This window comes from Streptomyces sp. NPDC111516, assembly GCF_055635345.1.
The window spans coordinates 137,180-155,246 of sequence record NZ_JBVKBV010000010.1 but is presented as its reverse complement, the minus strand read 5'-3'; the positions used below and the strand labels follow the sequence as shown (position 1 = coordinate 155,246).

The 18,067-nt window shown below is 70.1% G+C and carries 12 protein-coding genes; 6 read left to right on the top strand and 6 right to left on the bottom strand.

Features of this window, described 5'->3' with window-relative positions; all coding sequences use genetic code 11:
- Window positions 1-46: 46 nt before the first annotated feature.
- On the bottom strand, window positions 47-910 hold the full coding sequence (locus tag ACZ7L9_RS20790; RefSeq protein WP_471416786.1) for an ABC transporter permease: 864 nt from the start codon (window positions 908-910) through the stop codon (window positions 47-49).
- Window positions 911-1,201: 291 nt separating this feature from the next.
- Between ACZ7L9_RS20790 and ACZ7L9_RS20785 the strand changes: the two genes are divergently transcribed.
- Complete coding sequence (locus ACZ7L9_RS20785; RefSeq protein WP_471416952.1) at window positions 1,202-2,224, top strand: LacI family DNA-binding transcriptional regulator; 1,023 nt, start codon at window positions 1,202-1,204, stop codon at window positions 2,222-2,224.
- A 51-nt stretch (window positions 2,225-2,275) separates the two neighbouring features.
- On the opposite strand, the gene ACZ7L9_RS20780 is transcribed toward ACZ7L9_RS20785, so the two are convergent.
- From ACZ7L9_RS20780 to ACZ7L9_RS20760, 5 genes are all read right to left on the bottom strand, one after another.
- On the bottom strand, window positions 2,276-4,492 hold the full coding sequence (locus tag ACZ7L9_RS20780; RefSeq protein ID WP_471416784.1) for a right-handed parallel beta-helix repeat-containing protein: 2,217 nt from the start codon (window positions 4,490-4,492) through the stop codon (window positions 2,276-2,278).
- On the bottom strand, window positions 4,489-5,955 hold the full coding sequence (locus tag ACZ7L9_RS20775) for a M1 family metallopeptidase (protein WP_471416782.1): 1,467 nt from the start codon (window positions 5,953-5,955) through the stop codon (window positions 4,489-4,491). The genes ACZ7L9_RS20780 and ACZ7L9_RS20775 overlap by 4 nt, the downstream gene beginning before the upstream one ends.
- A complete protein-coding gene (locus tag ACZ7L9_RS20770; RefSeq protein WP_471416780.1) occupies window positions 5,952-7,625 on the bottom strand; it encodes an extracellular solute-binding protein in 1,674 nt (557 codons plus the stop codon). Before ACZ7L9_RS20770 ends, ACZ7L9_RS20775 begins: the two co-directional genes overlap by 4 nt.
- 41 nt (window positions 7,626-7,666) lie before the next feature.
- Window positions 7,667-8,527: a carbohydrate ABC transporter permease gene (locus tag ACZ7L9_RS20765; RefSeq protein ID WP_351079888.1), complete on the bottom strand. Its 861-nt coding sequence runs from the start codon at window positions 8,525-8,527 to the stop codon at window positions 7,667-7,669.
- Window positions 8,528-8,609: 82 nt separating this feature from the next.
- Window positions 8,610-9,623, bottom strand: coding sequence for an ABC transporter permease (locus ACZ7L9_RS20760; protein WP_471416778.1), 1,014 nt, complete (start codon window positions 9,621-9,623; stop codon window positions 8,610-8,612).
- A gap of 339 nt (window positions 9,624-9,962) precedes the next feature.
- Between ACZ7L9_RS20760 and ACZ7L9_RS20755 the strand changes: the two genes are divergently transcribed.
- From ACZ7L9_RS20755 to ACZ7L9_RS20735, 5 genes are all read left to right on the top strand, one after another.
- Window positions 9,963-10,949: a hydroxyacid dehydrogenase gene (locus ACZ7L9_RS20755; protein ID WP_471416776.1), complete on the top strand. Its 987-nt coding sequence runs from the start codon at window positions 9,963-9,965 to the stop codon at window positions 10,947-10,949.
- 59 nt (window positions 10,950-11,008) lie between these two features.
- The gene (locus tag ACZ7L9_RS20750) at window positions 11,009-12,103 is read left to right on the top strand and encodes a LacI family DNA-binding transcriptional regulator (RefSeq protein WP_471416950.1); all 1,095 of its coding nucleotides are present in this window, start codon (window positions 11,009-11,011) and stop codon (window positions 12,101-12,103) included.
- A 156-nt stretch (window positions 12,104-12,259) separates the two neighbouring features.
- On the top strand, window positions 12,260-13,666 hold the full coding sequence (locus ACZ7L9_RS20745; protein ID WP_471416774.1) for a M60 family metallopeptidase: 1,407 nt from the start codon (window positions 12,260-12,262) through the stop codon (window positions 13,664-13,666).
- Between the two features lie 22 nt (window positions 13,667-13,688).
- The gene (locus tag ACZ7L9_RS20740; protein WP_471416772.1) at window positions 13,689-16,121 is read left to right on the top strand and encodes a polysaccharide lyase 8 family protein; all 2,433 of its coding nucleotides are present in this window, start codon (window positions 13,689-13,691) and stop codon (window positions 16,119-16,121) included.
- A 35-nt stretch (window positions 16,122-16,156) separates the two neighbouring features.
- Window positions 16,157-18,067, top strand: coding sequence for a DUF2264 domain-containing protein (locus tag ACZ7L9_RS20735; protein WP_471416770.1), 1,911 nt, complete (start codon window positions 16,157-16,159; stop codon window positions 18,065-18,067).

The following is an 18,067-nucleotide window of genomic DNA, read 5'->3' as shown; positions in this document are numbered from 1 at the left end:
GCTGGCCCTTCCCGCGACGAAATAGGACGGAGTCGGTTGGACGGAATCAGTACGTGGTGGTGGCGGAGGTGTCCCGGCGGCTGGCGTGCCACGGGAGCAGCAGCGTTTCGGCGATCTCGACGGCGACGAAGAGCACCACGCCGATGAGTGACATCACGAGCAGCCCGGCGAAGAGCATCGGGGTGTCGAGGTTGCCGTTGGCCTGGAGGATCACATAGCCCAGGCCCTCGTTGGCGCCGACGAACTCGCCGACGACCGCGCCGGTCACCGCGAGAGTGACGGCGACCTTGAGCCCCGAGAAGAGATGCGGGAGCGAGGCCGGAAAGCGGATCTTGAGAAAGGTCTGCCAGGGCTTGGCACCCATCGTCGCCGAGAGCTGGAGCATCTCCGGGTCGACCGCCTTGAGGCCGGTGACCATGGAGATCACCACGGGGAAGAAGGCGATGAGCACGGCGATGAGGATCTTCGGTCCGATTCCGAAGCCGAGCCAGACGACGAACAGCGGCGCGATCGCGATCTTCGGTACGACCTGGGCGAACAGCAGGATCGGATAGAGCGTGCGCTCGACGGTCGAGGAGTACACCATGACGACCGCCGCGAGGACACCGACGGCCACGGCGATCAGGAAGCCGAGCAGCGTCTCGTACGTGGTCACCCAGGTGTGCTGCCAGAGATAGCCCGCCTTGCCGGTGAGGACGTCGAGGGTCGCCCCGGGTGACGGTACGAGATAGGGCTTCACCAGCTCCGCCGCCGAGATCACCCACCAGACGGCGAAACAGGCCAGCAGCAGCGCGAGGGGCCGCCAGCTCTGCTCGGCCGCCCGTGCGAACCGCGCCCCCGCCGAGGGCCCGGCCCGCCGGACGACTCCCGCCGCATCGGGCGGGCTTTTGGCCAACGCGCTCTGGCTCACTGTGAACTCCCTGCGCTTCTGGGGTAGTTGTGGAGAGCTGTGCGATCCTGCGGTGACTAGTGCCCCTCCCGGCACTAGAAGGCGCTTTCAGAAGACGCTTTCAGAAAGCGCTTTCTGATATGGTTTTCGCCACGCTAATGACTGCCTGCACGCACGGTCAATAGGTCGTCGACAAGTTTCGCGCCTTCCACCACCGCGCCCTTGGGGGTCGACTTGAGTGAATGGGGAACACCGCACCACCCGGACCCGCACCACCGCGGACCGCGCCACGCCCCGCGCGCGGCGGCTCATGTGACGCTCGACGCCGTGGCCCGGGAGGCCGGCGTCTCCCCCGCCACCGCCTCGCGTGCCCTCAATGGCACGGCCCGGGTGCGCGACGATCTGCGCGAGCGGGTACGGGCGGCGGCGGACCGGCTCGGATACATCCCCAACGCCCACGCACAGGCACTCGCGAATGCCACCAACAACCGTACGGTGGGCGTGATCTGTCATGACGTGAGTGATCCCTACTTCGCCGCCGTGTCCAGTGGCGTGATGCGGGCCGCGGCCGAACAGGATCTGTTGGTGATGCTGGCCTCCACTTTCCGGGAACCCGCCCGGGAGATCGCCTACGTCTCGATGCTGCGGGCCCAGCGTGCCCGGGCGATCCTGCTCATCGGCTCCGGGTTCCAGGACCGGGCGTGGGAGCGGGCCCTGGACGCCGAACTGGAGCCGTATGTACGGGGCGGCGGGCGGGTGGCGGTCGTCAGCCGGCACCGCAGCCTGCGGGTGGACACCGTACAGCCGGAGAACCGGGCGGGGGCGGCCACGCTCGCCCGGACGCTGGTGCGGCTCGGGCACCGGACGTTCGCGGTGCTCACCGGGCCGCCTGCGCTGACCACGGTCTCCGACCGGCTGGCGGGCTTCCGGGAAGGGCTCGCGGAGGCGGGAATCGGACTCGACCGGGTCGTGGAGGGCGCGTTCACTCGCGACGGCGGGTACGCGGCGGCCCGCCGGCTGCTTGCCTGCGGCCGGCCGCACCCGACCTGTGTGTTCGCGGTCACCGATGTGATGGCCGTCGGTGCGCTCGCCGCGCTGCGGGAGGAGGGACTGCGGGTGCCGGAGGATGTCTCGCTCGCGGGCTTCGACGACATCCCGCTGGTACGGGAGTTGTCACCGGCGCTCACCACGGTGGCGCTGCCGCTGACCTCGATGGGTGAGGACGTGATCGCACTGGCGCTGCGCGAGCGGTCCGCGGGGCAACGGGCCCGGGTCGTGCGGGTGGCGGGCGAGGTGGTGGTGCGGGCGAGCACGGGAACGCCGCCGGTCGGGTGACCGGCGGCGTCCGGGGGCCGGGCCGAGCGGCCCGGCGATGGGGAGCGACCGCTACGGGTGGACGAGCACCTGGGAGAGTGCCACGCGTCCCGTGCCGGAGGTCACGATCTTCACCGTGCGGGTCCGGCTGTCCACGTTCAGGACGGTCGGACGCAGTGCCTTCCCGCTGACGTGGACCGTTGTGTCGTCCGTGACGACATCGAAGTCGGCTGTGGTGGCGGAGGAGTTGTTCCAGATCTCGATCTGGCGGATGTGCTGTTCGCCGCCCAGGTCGACCTGCCACCAGGCACCCGCCTCGGACAGGGTGCGGGTGTCCGTGTTGGTGTCGGCGTCCAGGGCGAGAGCCGCCGATGCCGTGCCCTCGGTGGAGGACTGGGTGGCCGTGCCGGTGCGGGCCAGGTCGGTCCGCAATTGCTCGACCGGGCCGCCGTGGGCGCCTGCCCGGGCGGCGACGGCGAGGGCTTCGGCAGGCAGCCGGTCCAGGCCGGTGAGGTTGTCCGTCATGACCGAGCCGGTGCCGCCGAGTGCGGGGGCGACGGTGTCGGTCCAGTTGCCCCGGGCGGTGTTCTGGATGCCGTAATCCGCCCAGTTGGAGACCCACTTGTATCCGATGCGGGTGATGACGTTGTTCTCGACGACGATGTGCGAGGACTGCTCGTCGAGATAGATGCCGTTGCCGTCGCGCTCGGTGTTGCCGAAGGCGGAGCGGTTGATGTAGTTGCCGGAGACGACCGTGCCCGGCTGTGCGCCCTGGGTGTAGATCGCGCCGCCGTCGTGCTGCTGTTGTGCGACTTCCATGACGTTGGTGATGCGGTTGCCGGTCACCATGTTGTCGCGCAGGACGGACTTCCGGGCCTCGGGCTGGTTCCACCCCCAGCCGACCGAGATCCCGGAGTACGGAAGGTGGTCGAGACTGTTGTGGTCGATGCTCAGCTCGGATTCGTAGCCGGCCCAGATGCCCACCGCGTCGGTGTACTCGACGCCGGTGCGAGTGAGGGTGTTGTACGCGATGGTGTTCCGCTCCCCCGCGAGCGCCGCGCCGGGCATCGGTTCGGTGTCTCCGACGTACACGCCGCCCGAGGACAGGTCCGTGAAGATGGACCGGGTCAGGGAGCTGTCCTTGGTGCCCGCTTCGAGGATCGCGCCCGCCCCGCCGAGCCGGCTGAACCGGGCGTTGTCGATGCTGATGTGCTGTCCGCCGCGGACGGTGACCGCGGCGGACGGCTTGGTGTAGTAGCGGCCGGCGTGGTCGACGGGGCCGGTGGCTCCGGTCAGGGTGAGACCGGCCTGCATGCCCGCGTAGCCCTCGTCGGTGCCGGGCTGACGGTACGCCGCATACGCGAAGCCGATCCCGCTGACGGTGACGTCGTGGGCACCGTCGACCACGAGCAGCTGTTCGGTGTGCGGGGTGATGGCCCGCGCGTGGCGCATGTTCTCGCCCTTGCGCGGTAGATAGGTGATGGAGCGGTCCTTCGAGTTCCACACGAACTCGCCCGCCCGGTCGAGGAGTTCCGGGGCGCTCTCGAAGTAGGCGACCCCGCTGTAGCGGGTGGAGTCGACGGTGGTGGAGTCCCAGGCGGGCCCCGTGCGGTTGGTGCCGCTCGCCGAGTTCGTCCAGCAGGGCTGGGCGAACGTCATGACGTCGCCGTTGACGCCCGCGATCCGGCAGTGGTAGTTGCGCCAGCGGACCCGGATGACGGCTTCGGCGTCGGTGGGGCGCTGCCATCGGTCGATCCCGGTGGCGGTGGCTCCGGTCATGCCGGTCTTCGTGGCGTCGCAGGTGTTCGCCGCACACGCCTCGCCGCGGGCGCGGGTCGCGCGCCTGCCGTCGACGAAGAGCTGGCGGGGGGTGACGCCGGACGGGACGTCGGCGGTCCAGGTGCCGTCGGTGTTCTGCCGCCAGCCGGTGATGTCCCGTCCGCCGGAGAGGACGGGGCGGGCGCCGGGGGCCGCGGTCCAGGTGACCGTGCGGCCGTCCTTCCCGGAGTCTGCGGCGCCGAGCTTCAGCGGCTCGTCGCGCTCGTACGTACCGTTCTTCAGGAGTACGCGGACGTCTCGCCCGGTCTCGGTGCGGGCCTGGTCCCGGGCGCCTTCCAGGGTGCAGGGGCGGGCGACCGTACAGGCGGCGCCGTCTCCGTCCGGGGCCGCATACAGGGTGCGGACGGAGGGCGCGGCCTGGGCGGCCGGGGCGGCGAGGAGCGCTGCCAGGCAGGCGGCGGAAGCGGCAGCGCCGGTTGTTCGTACGACGTTCAGGGTGCGGCGGTTCACGCGGACGCCTTCCAGTCGGGGTGGCCGGGCATGGGCGGGTTCACGGCTCCGAAGAGCCAGTCGCGCAGGAACGGGTCGAGGGACTTGTCGCCGGTGACGTCGACCGTGTGCCGGATGAAGGCCTCGCTGGTGTAGGTGGAGTCCTTGAAGCGCTTCACCCACTCGTGCATGACGCGGTCGAACTGCCGCTGCCCGATCTGGAGGCCGAGGGCGTACAGAACGAGTGCGCCGCCGTCATAGATGTTGGTGCCGCCGAGCGCCTTCGGGAGTCCGGGCGGACCGTCGGTGGCGCGGACGGCGTCGAGCTTCTCGTATGTCGCCCTCATCTTGTCCTCGAAGACCGACCAGCCGCGCTCTTCGCCGTACAGGCCGGCGTAGTACACGGCGGGGCCCTCGTTGAGCCAGGCCTGCTGCCAGTCGTTCGGGGTGACGGAGTCGCCGAACCACTGGTGGACGAGCTCGTGGACCATGGTGGTCTCGTAGCCGGGCCGGCCGTCGGAGTTGGGCTTGAACCAGTTGGTGGAGAACAGGGAGAGGGTCTGGTTCTCCAGGGCGTCGGTGTAGCCGTCGTAGATGTGGAGGCCGTAGACGGAGAACGGGTAGCGGCCGAACTTCGCCTCCAGCCAGGCCAGATGGTCTGCGCTACGGGCCACGATCGGACCGTACTTCTCCTCCTGCCCCTGCGGGACGATGTGCCGCAGCGGCAGTCCTCGGTGGCTGGTGCCGTAGAGGTAGGTGCCCTTGACGACGGCGATGCCGATGAGTTCGGTCGCCATGCGCTCGCGCAGGGCGAAGTGCCAGACGGTGGAGCCGTCGGCGCGCGGGGTCTTGTGCAGCAGCTCGCCGTTGGCGGCGGCGACATAGCCCTGCGGGGCGCTGATGTGGAAGGTCCACGTCGCCTTGTCGGACGGGGTGTCGTTGCAGGGCAGGAAGGTGTCGGCGCGGGAGGACTGGGCGGCGGAGGCGAAGCCGCCGTCGGTGCCGAACTTCCAACCGGTCAGGCCGAGTCGGGGCGCTTTGCCGTTGCCCCGGTAGCGGACCTCGACGGTGAACGCCTGCTCGTCGTGGAGCGGGCGGGCGGGGGTGATGGTCAGCTCCTGGCCGCTCTTGCCGGGCGAGAGCTCCCAGGTGGCGGGGCCGCCGGCGACGGTGACGGACTCGATGGTGTGGCCGTCGGTGTCCAGGTTGAACGCGGAGAGGTCCTGGGTGGCCTTGGCGTTGATCTTCACAACGGCGGTGAAGTCGTAGGTCACCGGGGTGAAGTCGAAGGTGAGGTCGTAGTGGACGACCTGGTAGCCGCCGTTTCCGAGGGTCGGGAAGAGCGGGTCGCCGACGCCGTCGGAGCCGGGCTTCGGGTCGAAGCGGCGCGGCTGTGCACCGGCGGGCGAGCCGAGGGCGGGGACGGCGACGGCCGCGGCCACCGCCGCGCCGCCGAGTCTGAGGGCCGTGCGTCGCGTCGTCACTTCTTCCCCTTCTGGAAGGCGTCCTCGAATTCGCCGCGGGCCTGCTCGGCGCCCTTGGCCAGGTAGTCCTTGACGAGCTGGTCGTAGGCGGACATCGGCTTGCGGCCCGAGATGATGTCCTTGAGCGCGTCCTGCCTGAACGTGTAGAGGCTGCCGGAGCCCTTGGAGTCCCAGGTGGGTGAGGAGTACTGGAGCGTCGGATCCTGCTCCATCATCGGAATCGTCTTGGTGAACGCGTCGTGGACGTGGCGGACGCCCTGCTCCGAGTCGGCGCTGAAGACGGCGGGAACGGCGGAGGCCATGAACTTCCACGGCACGGTGACGTCCTGGGTGCCCTGCTTGGTGAGCGCCGGGTTGCCCTTGGCGTCACGGGTGAAGTCCGTGCCTTCGACGCCGTAGTTGATGAGCGTGTACTCCTGGCTGCCGAACGGGGAGGCGGCGAAGTCGGCGAGGGCCAGGATCTGCCGCACCCGCTCTCCGGACGCCTTCTTCACATGGGTGTTCTCCAGCTTGACGTTGTCCATCCAGGCGACGGCAGCGGAGCCGAACGGCACGAAGGGCCTCGGGTCGTACTTCGTGTCGATCGCCTTCATCGCGGCGATGTAGCCGACACCGGGCGCCAGATAGGTGGGCATGCCGTCGTACACGTACGCGCCCTTGCCGTTCTTGAACATGTCCGTGTACTGGGCCTTCTGCGCCCCGGACATCTGGAGGGTGCCCGGGTAGAAACAGCCGGCCTTGTACAGCTCGCGCGCGGTCTCCACGGCCTGGCGGTACTCCGGGGTCTCCAGGTCGGTGGTGAACTTGCCGGTCTTCTCGTCCAGCCGCCAGAAGTAGGGCGCGCCCGCCGACATGGCGAGTACGTTGGTGACGCCCGCGATGATCGCGTACTGGTCCTTCTTGGGCCGGGTCAGTTCCTTGCAGAGCTCGACGAACCTGTCGAGGCCGGTGATCTGGTCGAGGCTCGTGACGCCGGCCTCTTCGAACAGGTCGTGGCGGTAGAAGCCGGCGCCGCCGGTACCGGTGCGAGCGATCGGGATGCCGTACAGTTTTCCGCCGAAAATGGCGGCCTGCCAGGCACCCTTCGGGATCGCGGCCAGGTTGGGATAGTCCTTGACCTTGTCCCCGGCGAGGTACGGGGTCAGGTCGGCGCACTTGGCCCGGAGGAAGGCCGCCTTGTTGTCGACGCCTCCGATCTCGGGGTACATGAAGAGGTCGGGCAGGCTGTCGCTGGCGACCATGGTGGAGAACTTGGTGCCGTAGTCGTCGGCGGGGACGGCGGTGACGTTCACCTGGGTGCCGAGAAGCTTCTCGATCTCCTGCCAGGCGGCGTTCTTGCCACGGGCGGGCGGCGGCGGGGCGAAGGTCTCCATCGTCGCGGTGATCGGTTCGGCGCCCTTGAGCGGGCTGCCCTTCGTGGCCCGCAGCGGTTTGGCCGGGTAGCTGAAGTAGCCCTGCGGAACACCGGCGGCCGTGCCCGCCAGGTCGGGCTTGAGGCCGATGTTGCGGATCGCGGTGTCCGGGAGCAGCGAGGCGCTCTTGGCCTCCGCCTTCGCGGTCGTGCCGCCGTCGCCGCAGGCGGCGAGCAGTGGGGCGGCGGCCAGTGAGAGGCCGACGCCCGCACCCATGCGGAACAGTGCTCTGCGGTTGATGGGGGTGGAGCTCGACACCTGAATCTCCTTGGGAGAGGGGAAGGAAGGAGTGGGGGCGGTCAGCCCTTGACGGCGCCTGTGAGCACGCCCTTGGTGAAGTAGCGCTGGAGGAACGGGTAGACGCAGAGGATCGGTACGACGGCGATCACCAGAACGGCCATCTGCACGGCCTGCTGCGGGGCCAGGACCTCGCCGGCCGAGGCGGCGTTCAGGCTCTGGCCCTGGAGGACGTAGGTGCGCAGCACCATCGGCAGCGGCCATTTGTCGGAGTCGTTGAGGTACAGGAGCGCGTTGAAGAAGGCATTCCAGTACGTCACCGCGTAGAAGAGGCTGATGACGGCGAGGACGGCCTTGGACAGCGGCAGGACGATCCGCACGAGGATGCGGAAGTCTCCGGCGCCGTCGACCTTCGCGGCGTCGTACAGCTCCTCCGGCAGGTTCATGAAGAAGGACCGCAGGACGACCAGGTTGAAGGCGCTGACCAGGGTGGGCATGACGAGGGCCGCGTAGGTGTCGTACAGGCCGAGTCCCTTGACCAGCAGGAAGTTCGGGATGATGCCCGCGTTGAACAGCATCGTGAACAGGGCCGTCATCAGGATGAACCGGGAGCCCGTGACGTCGCGGCGGGAGAGCCCGTACGCCATGCCGACGGTGACGAGCAGGCTGGCGAGGGTGCCGAGGACGGTGATGCCGACGGAGACGATGAGCGCTCGGGTGACGACTCCGCCGGTGAAGATGGTGCGGTAGGCGTCCAGGGTGGGGTGGTCCGGCCACAGGACGAGTCCGGAGCTCTTGATGATGTCGGTCTGTGACGCGAAGCTCGTGCCGATGACGCCGACCAGCGGGTAGGCGACGGCGAGGACGACCACGACGACGGCGACCGCCTTGGCGATCTGCCCGATGCGGGTGGGCCGTTCCATCCACGGGGGCCGGCCGTCGGGCTTCCGGGCGGGGGCGGGGCGGGGCGCCGGTGCGGTGGATTCGCTTGTGGCGCGCGTCTTCTCAGCGGTCAGCACCGCGGTACACCCCTTCGTGGCCGAGTCGGTGGGCGAACTTGTTGGCGCCCAGGACGAGTGCGGTGCCGATGACCGCCTTGACGAGTCCGACGGCGGCGGCGACGCCCCAGTCGTTGTCCTTGATGCCGTGGTAGTAGACGTAGGTGTCGAGGACTTCACCGGCGTCCGGGCCGACCGCGTCGCGCTGGAGCAGGATCTGCTCGAAGCCGACGGAGAGGATCTGCCCGAGGTTGAGGATCAGCAGCAGGATGAGTACGGGGGCGATGCCGGGCAGGGTCACGTGCCAGAGGCGGCGTCGGGGGCCCGCACCGTCGATCGCGGCGGCCTCGTACTGCTGCTTGTCGATGTTCAGCAGCGCGGCGAGGATGATGATCGTGCCCCAGCCCGCGTCCTTCCAGGCCACTTGGAGGGTCAGCAGCCAGGGGAAGGCGTTGGGGTCGCTCATCATGTCGTAGCGCGGCAGCCCCAGGCCGCCGAGTACGTCGGGCAGGAGCCCCGCGCCGCCCAGGATCTGCTGGAAGATCGAGACGATGATGACCCAGCCGATGAAGTGCGGCAGATAGACGACGCTCTGCACGAAGCGCCTGATTCGGTCGCTGGCGATGCTGTTGAGCAGCAGGGCCAGGGCGACCGGGACCGGGAAGAAGAACACCAGCTGGACGAGGGCGATCTCCAGGGTGTTGAACGTCGCGGACCAGAAGGCCGGCTCACCGAACGCCGCGGAGAAGTTGGCGAAGCCCACCCAGACGCTGTGCATGTAGCCGAGGTAGGGCTGGTAGTCCTGGAACGCCACCACATACCCCAGCAGCGGTACGTAGTGGAAGACAACGAAGTACAGCAGGCCGGGCAGAGTGAGCAGCAGCATCACCCGGTCCCGCTTGATCCGCTGCCGAAGCGTCAGCCGCTGCTGCGCGACAACGGCCTGGGCAGCGGGCGGGGAGGGTGCTTCGGCCTTCTGCCGCCGCTTCTCCCGCGGCAACGAGGGTGCTGTTTCAGCCATGGTGCGTCCTGTTCGGCTGGGTGGCGCATAGTGAGCCTTCTGGGGCCGCAAGTTAGTAAGCGGTTAACCCAAGCGTCAAGAGATCCTGTCGAAACTCCTCGAGACACGACGCCCTTGTCATCGAATCCGATCCAGAGAATCCACAAAAACACCTCAATTACGGACAGTTGGGGTGGCTGTGAGCTTGACGGTCGACCATCGCGCTCCTTAGCGTGCCGGTCATTCCATAGAACGCGATTACTATCCGGAGGCAGGGTGCGAACCACCGAAGAGGCACCGGCTCATTCCGGTAGCGATGCCGCGGCACCGCCCCCGCGTCGGCCGCGCACGGTCCTGGCCATGAGCCCCGGACTGCTCGACGACGCCTTTCCGCCACCGGTACGGGCCCGCCTCGAAGAGACCGCCGACCTCCTCACCCCGTCCGTGATCAGCGAGTTCGACTCCCCAAACGCCGTCGCGGCGCTGGGTTCCGCCGAGGTCCTGCTCACCGGCTGGGGCTGCCCTCCCGTCGACGCCCCGCTGCTGGACCGCGCACCCGGGCTGCGCGCCGTGATCCACGCGGCCGGCACGGTGAAGACGTTTCTGTCCCCGGCCGCGTTCGACCGCGGAATCGTCGTCTCCTCGGCCGCGTCCGCCAATGCCGTACCGGTCGCCGAGTTCACCCTGGCGGCGATCATCATGGGGGCCAAGCGGGTCTTTCCGCTGGCCGGGCTCTTCCGCACCCGGCGCACCCACCGCACCGGCGCCGACCTCGACCGCCAGCACTGGCTCGGCACGCACGGCCTGACCATCGGCGTCGTCGGGGCGTCCCGGATCGGCCGCCGGGTCATCGAACTGCTCCGGGTCCTCGACGCCGAGGTGCTGCTGTACGACCCGTACGTCGGCGCGGCCGAGGCGGAGCGGCTCGGTGTCACCCAGACCGACCTGGACACCCTGGTGGCGACCAGCGATGTGGTGACCGTCCATGCCCCCGACACACCGGAGACCCGCGGAATCATCGACGCCCGGCGGATCGGCCTGATGCGCCCCGGCACCCTCCTCGTCAACACGGCCCGGGGCCCCTTGGTGGACACCGAGGCGCTGACCGGCCACCTGGTCAGCGGGCGGCTGGACGCCGTCCTCGACGTGACCTCGCCGGAGCCGCTGCCGGACGGTCACCCGCTGTGGGACCTGCCGAACGTCTTCCTCACCCCGCATCTGGCGGGCGCTCAGGGCAACGAGGTGGGGCGGCTCGGGGCGCTCGCCGTCGACGAACTGGCGCGGTACGCGCGGGGCGCGCCGTTCGACCACCCGGTGCACCGGGCCGACCTGGGGAGGATCGCATGAGCTCCGTCCCGACGCAGGCTCTAGGCTCGGGGTCACACAACAGTCAGGGGGTGAGCCGGATGCGCCGGCAGAGCACAGCCGCGGACGGACAACGGCGCGCGACGGTCACCGATGTCGCGCGGCGTGCCGGCGTCTCGACGGCCACGGTCTCCCGCGTACTGAACCGCAACTACCCGGTCGCCGAAGCGACGAGGGAGCGGGTCGAGAGCGCGATGCGCGAGCTCGGCTATGTCGTCAACGCCCACGCGCGTGCGCTGGCCGGGGTGTCCAACCGCACCGTCGGCATCATCGTCAACGAGGTCATCGACCCGTTCTACGCGTACATCGCACGCGGCGTGGAACGGGAGGCGGCGCTCGGCGGCCGGCTCTGCCTGGTCTGCTGCACCCAGGGCGACCCGCAGCGCGAGCTGGCGTTCATCGATCTGATGCACGAGCGCAGGGCGGACGCGGTGGTCGTGGTCGGTGGTTCCCTCGCGGACCGCGGCTACACCACCGAGCTGGCCCGCCGGGCGCGCGAGCTGGACGCGGGCGGATCGAAGCTGGTGCTGTGCGGCAGGTCGCCGCTGGGCGAGCAGGCCCCGACCGTCGCAGTCGAGTACGACAACGAGGGCGGCGCCTTCGCCATCACCGACCATCTGCTGATGCAGGGGCACGAGCGGATCCTCTACCTCGGTGGCCCTCCCAAGCTCTCCACCACCCGCGACCGGCTGGCCGGGCACCAGCGGGCCCTGCGGCTGCGCGGTATCGCCCCGGACCCCGACCTGGTCCAGCCCGGCGCCTTCAGCCGTAGCTTCGGGTACCGGCGGATGGCGGAACTGCTGCGGGGGGGACCGGAGTTCACCGCGGTCTTCGCCGCCAACGACATGGTGGCGGCGGGCGCGGCGCAGGCCCTGGAGGAGGCCGGGGTCCGGGTGCCGAAGGACGTGTCCCTGGTGGGGTACGACGACATCCCGGTGGCCCAGGAACTGCGGCCGCGGCTGACCACCGTCCACATTCCGCTGGAGGAGATGGGGCGTCAGGCGGTACGGCTCGCCGTGACCGGCGGGGACGAGGACGACTGGCGCGAGCCGACGACGGGTGCGCTGCGGCTCGGCACGCACATCGTGGTACGCGATTCCGTTGCTCCACGGCCCGGACGACCCACCCGTATGTGACCGGTTACTTCCCGCCTGTCCGCAGTTGGCCATAGAAAATCACAGTAACTTCCCGACTTCTCTTGCGGGTCGATAGCAACCGCTTACATGCTGACGCCGAGCAGCACCGTTCCGCACGCTTCCGCCCCTCACTCGTTTCTGCAGGGAGAGTTCCGCATGCGTATGCCCATCGACTCAGCAGACTCCGTCGGCTCCTCCACCGCCCGTTCCGCCGCCTCCTCCCCCGTCGGCAGGCGTTCAGTCCTCGCCGCCGCGGCCGGAGCCGGAGCGGCGCTCGCGCTCGGCGCCGGTGCCGGCACCGCCCGGGCCGCGACGGGCGGTGTCGCTGCCTCGCCGGGTGCCCGCCCGGTCGAGCTGACTCTGACGGCCCGGCCCGCCGCCGAGGCCGAGCGGCTGCGGCTCGGACAGGCCCTGCGCGGCTCGGAGTTCCAGCCCACGGGCCTGTACGTTCCGGCGGGCGTCCCGCTCTCCCTCACCGTTCAGCCGTACGACGATCTGCTGCCCACCCTCTGGATCGGCGCCTGGGACTACTACGGCGAGGTCACCGAGCCCCGCAGTTATCCGCTGACCGCGGGTGCCAACACCGTCGCGGACCCGCACGGCGGCCCGGTCTACCTCACCCTGACGGGCCGTGGCGAGCGCGCGGGCGTGCTGGTCCGCTCCGGCGCCGTCCCCATGCCGGTCTTCGCGCTGGGCCGCACCACGGAGGCCGACTACCAGCGGCAGCTGGACACGTTCACCGAATCGCCGTACGCCGAACTCCACGCGCCGCACACGATCATGACGCTCACCCGCGAGGGCGCGCTGCTCTACCGCGGTGAGGACCATGCGGCGCTGCTCGGACTGGTCGAGACGATCATCGACTCGCACGCCCGGATCAGCGGTCTCGACGGTTCGAAGCCGGTGCACCTGCGCAAGGCGGGGCCCTACCACTTCACCGAGGTCAGCAAGGTTCCGGCCGGTGTCGGCGCCTACGCCACACACGGCTACAACGGTTTCCCGCGGGCCTATCTCGACCGCGCCACGACGGTGGAGGGGCTACGGACCCGCGGCTGGGGGCTCTACCACGAACTCGGCCACCTGCACCAGCAGTTCGCCTACAAGCCGGGCGGTCTGACCGAGGTCACGGTCAACATCTACTCGCTGGCGGCGCAACGCACCCTGAAGCAGCCGTCCAACCTCCTCACAGCCGACCCGAAGACGGGGCTCACCTACTTCCAGTCCGCGCAGCTCAAGTTCGGCACGGCCGGGCTGACGTACGAGAACTCCTTCGGCGCGTACGAGAAGCTCGTCCCGCTGCGCCAGCTGGAACTGGCCTTCGGCGACGACTTCTGGCCCCGGCTGCACAAGCTGGTCCGCGAGGAGAATCCGCAGTCCCAGTACACGGAGAACGACAAGCGCTACCGGGCCCTCGCCACGTACTCCAGCCGTGTCGCGGGCTACGACCTCACGGACTTCTTCGTGAACACCTGGGCGTTCCCGATCGATGCCACCGGCAAGGCCGAGCTGGCCGCCCTGAACCTGCCGAAGCCGCCCGTCGACCCGTCCATGCTGGCCGACTGACCGCAACGAAAGGGAGTTCACCGTGAACCTCAGCAGAAGAACCCTCCTCGCGGCGAGCAGCGCCACCGCCGTCACGGCCGCGACGACACTCCTGACATCGGCCGGCGCCGCGCAGGCCCGTCCGGCCGCGGCCGCATCGGCCGAAGCCGAGGCCACCGCCGACTTCGACACTCTGCTCCTGCGGGCCGAAACGCTGCTCACCGGCGGCGGCTTCGACCTCGCCGACACGGACTTCACGGCCGCGGTCGCGGCACTGGACGCCACGGCCAGGGGCCTCTGGAACACCCTCGATCGCGGCGCCGGACGCACCGCGCTCTGGTCCGACCTCTCGCCCCTCACCGACCCGGGCAACTTCGGCCAGAGCTACACGCGGCTGCGCACCCTCGCGACCGCCTGGGCCACCGAGGGCACCTCCCTCGCCGGGAGCACACAGGTGGCGGATGCTCTCGTCGCCGCGCTGCGCTTCAGCCACGACACCGCGTACAACCCGGCCAAGCCCGAGACGGGCAACTGGTGGTTCTGGGAGATCGGCGCCCCGCGTGCGCTGATGGACTGCTCGGTCATCCTGCGCCACCGGCTCCCCACAGCCGATCTGACGGACTATCTCGCGGTCGTCGACCGGTACTGCCCGAACGCGGACCGCCGTACCAACTACCCCACGCTCTCCGAGACCGGCGCGAACCGCACCGACAAGGCCGTCATCGTGGCGCTGCGCGGGCTGCTGGGACGGGACGCCGCCAAGCTGGTCTCGGCCCGTGACGCACTCTCCGACGTACGCGACTTTGGCCGCAACAGCCTCTTCCGGTACGTGACATCGGGTGACGGCTTCTACCAGGACGGGTCGTTCATCCAGCACGATGTGGTCGCCTACACCGGTACGTACGGCGTCGTGCTGCTCAGCGGCACCGCCTATCTGCTGGCGCTGCTGGCGGGCTCCGAGTGGGCGGTGGCCGATCCGAAGGTGTCGGTGGTGTACGAGGCCGTCGAGCGGACCTTCACCCCGGTGATCTTCGACGGACTGATGATGGACTCGGTGCGCGGCCGGGCGATCTCCCGGGAAGCCGCCGGTGACCACCGCGACGGCGCGGCGGCCGTCGCGGCGATCCTGCTCCTCGCGTCCGGTGCACCTGCCGAGTACGCGGGGCGCTGGCGGGCACTGGTCAAGGGCTGGCTGACCCGCAACCGCACCACCCCCTTCGAGAGCCTCGCGAGCCTGCCCCAACTCGCCCTGGCCAAGGCCGTCCTGAACGACGGGACCGTTCCCGCCGAGGCGCGTACTACCGGCAGTTCCGTCTTCGCCGACATGGACCGCGTGGTGCACCGCCGCCCCGGCTGGGCCTGCGCGCTGTCACTGTCGTCGAAGCGGATCTCGGCGTACGAAGCGGGCAACGGCGAGAACCTGCACGGCTGGTACACCGGCGACGGCATGACGTATCTGTACGACGGCGACGATATGCGGCAGTACAACGACGGCTTCTGGCCGACCGTCGATCCGTACCGGCTCCCCGGCACCACGGTCGACACCCGGCAGCGCACCGATCTCGGCACGAGCGCGGGCACGTCCACCTACCGTCCGTCCAACGCCGTCGCGGGCGGTGCCGTGCTGGACGGCAGGTACGTGGCGGCCGCGATGGAGGTGATCGGCGCCCAGGGCACCACCCTGCGGACCAGGAAGTCGTGGTTCCTGCTGGACAACGCGGTGATCGCGCTCGGTGCCGGCATCACGGCGAGCGACGGCCGCCGGGTCGAGACGATCGTGGAGAACCGCAACCTGGGAACCGACGGCAGCCACCGGCTGCTGGTCGACGGCGTCCGGCAGCCCGTCGACCAGGGCTGGACCCAGGAGTTCGACGGAGCCCGGTGGGCGCACGTGGACGGCGTGGGCGGATACGTGTTCCCCGGGGGGACCGCCCTGCACGCCCTGCGTGAACAGCGCAGGGGCTCCTGGCAGGACATCAACTCGGGGTCGGACACGGGCGGCAGCGCAGATCCGGTCACCCGCCGCTATCTGACGCTCTGGGTGGATCACGGCTCCTCTCCCACCGATGCCCACTACGCCTACGTACTGCTGCCCGGCGCGTCGGAGGCGGCGACCGCCGCCTGGTCGCGGTCCCGGCCGGTCCGGATCGTCGCCAACGACGCCACCGCGCAGGCCGTGGAGGTACGCCGGGCGGGACTGACCGCGGTGAACTTCTGGCGCGCCGGGACGGCGGCCGGGATCACCGCATCGGGCCCCGCGTCGGTGCTCGTGCGGCGCCACGGCGCGCGCGTCAGCGTCGCGGTCGCCGACCCGGGACGGGCGCTCACCACGCTCTCGGTCGAGTTGCCGTTCCGCGTGCGGTCGGTGGTGGACGCCGATGACTCGGTGAGCCTCGTCCCGGGCCCGAGGCCCGTCCTCACCGTCGCCGTCGATGGCTCGCGCGGCCACACCCACCGCGCCGAACTCACCCAGTAACCCACCCCGCGTACCTTCCGAGGAGCAGCACCACCATGTCCGTCGCACCGCATCTGCAACTGCCGCCGCCCGACCGGCTCCTGTCGTCCCGTACCGGCTGGACCCGGGCCCACTGGGCGGCGACGGCCGACCGGATGCTGGATGCGCTGGTGCCCTACGCGACACCCGGCTTCGCGCAGTACCGGCTGCCGGGCCGCACCAGCTGGTCGGGGGTCGTCTCGGACGGTCTCGAAGGGTTCGCCCGGTCGTTCCTGCTCGCCGCCTGCCGAATAGCGGGCGCGGGCGGAGCGGTCGACCCCGCACTGATCGAGCGGTACACGGCGGGCCTGGCCGCGGGCACGGATCCCGCGAGCGGGGAGGCGTGGCCGCGGCTGACGGACTGTTCGCAGCAGATGGTGGAGGCGGCATCGGTCGCGGTCGCGCTGCACGAGACCCGGCCGTGGATCTGGGACCGGCTGGACGCCCGGGTGCAGGAGCGGGTCGTCGACTGGTTCTCCGGGTTCGTCGGCGGGCGTACCTGGGACAACAACTGGCGGCTCTTCCAGGTGGTGTCCGAGCAGTTCCTCGCCTCGGTCGGCGCCCCGTACAGCCGCGAGGACATCGAGAGCAATCTGGACAGGATCGAGGACTGGTACGTCGGTGACGGCTGGTACACCGACGGGGACGGCCGGAACTTCGACTACTACATCGGCTGGGCCATGCACCTGTACCCGCTGCTGTGGTCCCGGATCGCGGGCCCCGACGACGGAGGCCGCACCGAGGTCTACCGGCACCGGCTCAGCCGGTTCCTGGAGGACTATCCGCACTTCTTCGGCTCCGACGGGGCTCCGGTCCATCAGGGCCGCTCACTGACGTACCGGTTCGCCGCACTCGCACCGGTGTGGATGGGGGCGCTGTCCGACTGCACCCCGCTCGCGCCGGGGCTCACACGCCGGCTCGCCTCGGGAACGATGCGGCACTTCGCCGAGCGCGGTGTGCCGGACCAGCGGGGGCTGCTGACGCTCGGCTGGTACGACACGTTCCTGCCCAGCACCCAGCCGTACTCCGGCCCCGCCTCGCCGTACTGGGCGAGCAAGGGTTTCCTCGGGCTGCTGCTCCCGGCGGACCATCCCGTGTGGACGGCGCGTGAACTCCCGCTGCCCGTCGAGGAGTCCGACCGGTTCACCGCGCTGCCGGCCCCCGGCTGGCTGCTGCACGGCACCCGCGACGACGGCATCGTGCGGCTGATCAATCACGGCAGCGACCACAATCCGCCGTACGACGAGACGGCCGACCCGTCCGAGGGCGCGGAGGACCCGCACTACGCGAAGTTCGCCTACTCGACGGCGACGGCTCCCGAAGCCGCTCCGCACGCCGTGGCACGCTCCATCGACGGCCATCTGGCACTCGTGGCCCCGGACGGCACCCCGTCGCCGCGCCGCCGGATCCATCCGCTGCGCTGCGAGGACCGCGTCGCCGCCTCCTGGTACGCGGCCCGGCTGCCCGGCGACGATCAGCCGTACCGGATCGAGACGACGAGTGTGCTGCACGGCCCGTGGGAAGTCCGGGTGCACCGGGTCGAGGCGCCCGAGGGTGCGGTGGTACGGGAGGGCGGTCACGCGGTCGCTCACGCGGAGAGTCCGTTCGCCCTGTCGGGTCCCGACTGGGCGCTGGCCCGTACCGCCGACGGTCTGAGCAGCGCACTGGTCGCGCTGTACGGCTGGGACGGTGGTGCCGAAGGGGCCGCTGTGGCCCGTGACGTCCAGTCCAACGCGTACGGGCCGCACTCCGCGATCCCGTATCTGCGCAGCCGACCGCACCCGGGCGGGCGGAGCATCCATGTGTCGCTGGTCGCCCTCTCCCGGGACACCGTGCATCCTGCGGCGCTGCGCGACTCGGTGCGGGTGCGGGCGGGGTCGGAATCGGTGGTACTGACGTTCCTGGACGGTACGACGGTCGAGGTCTGA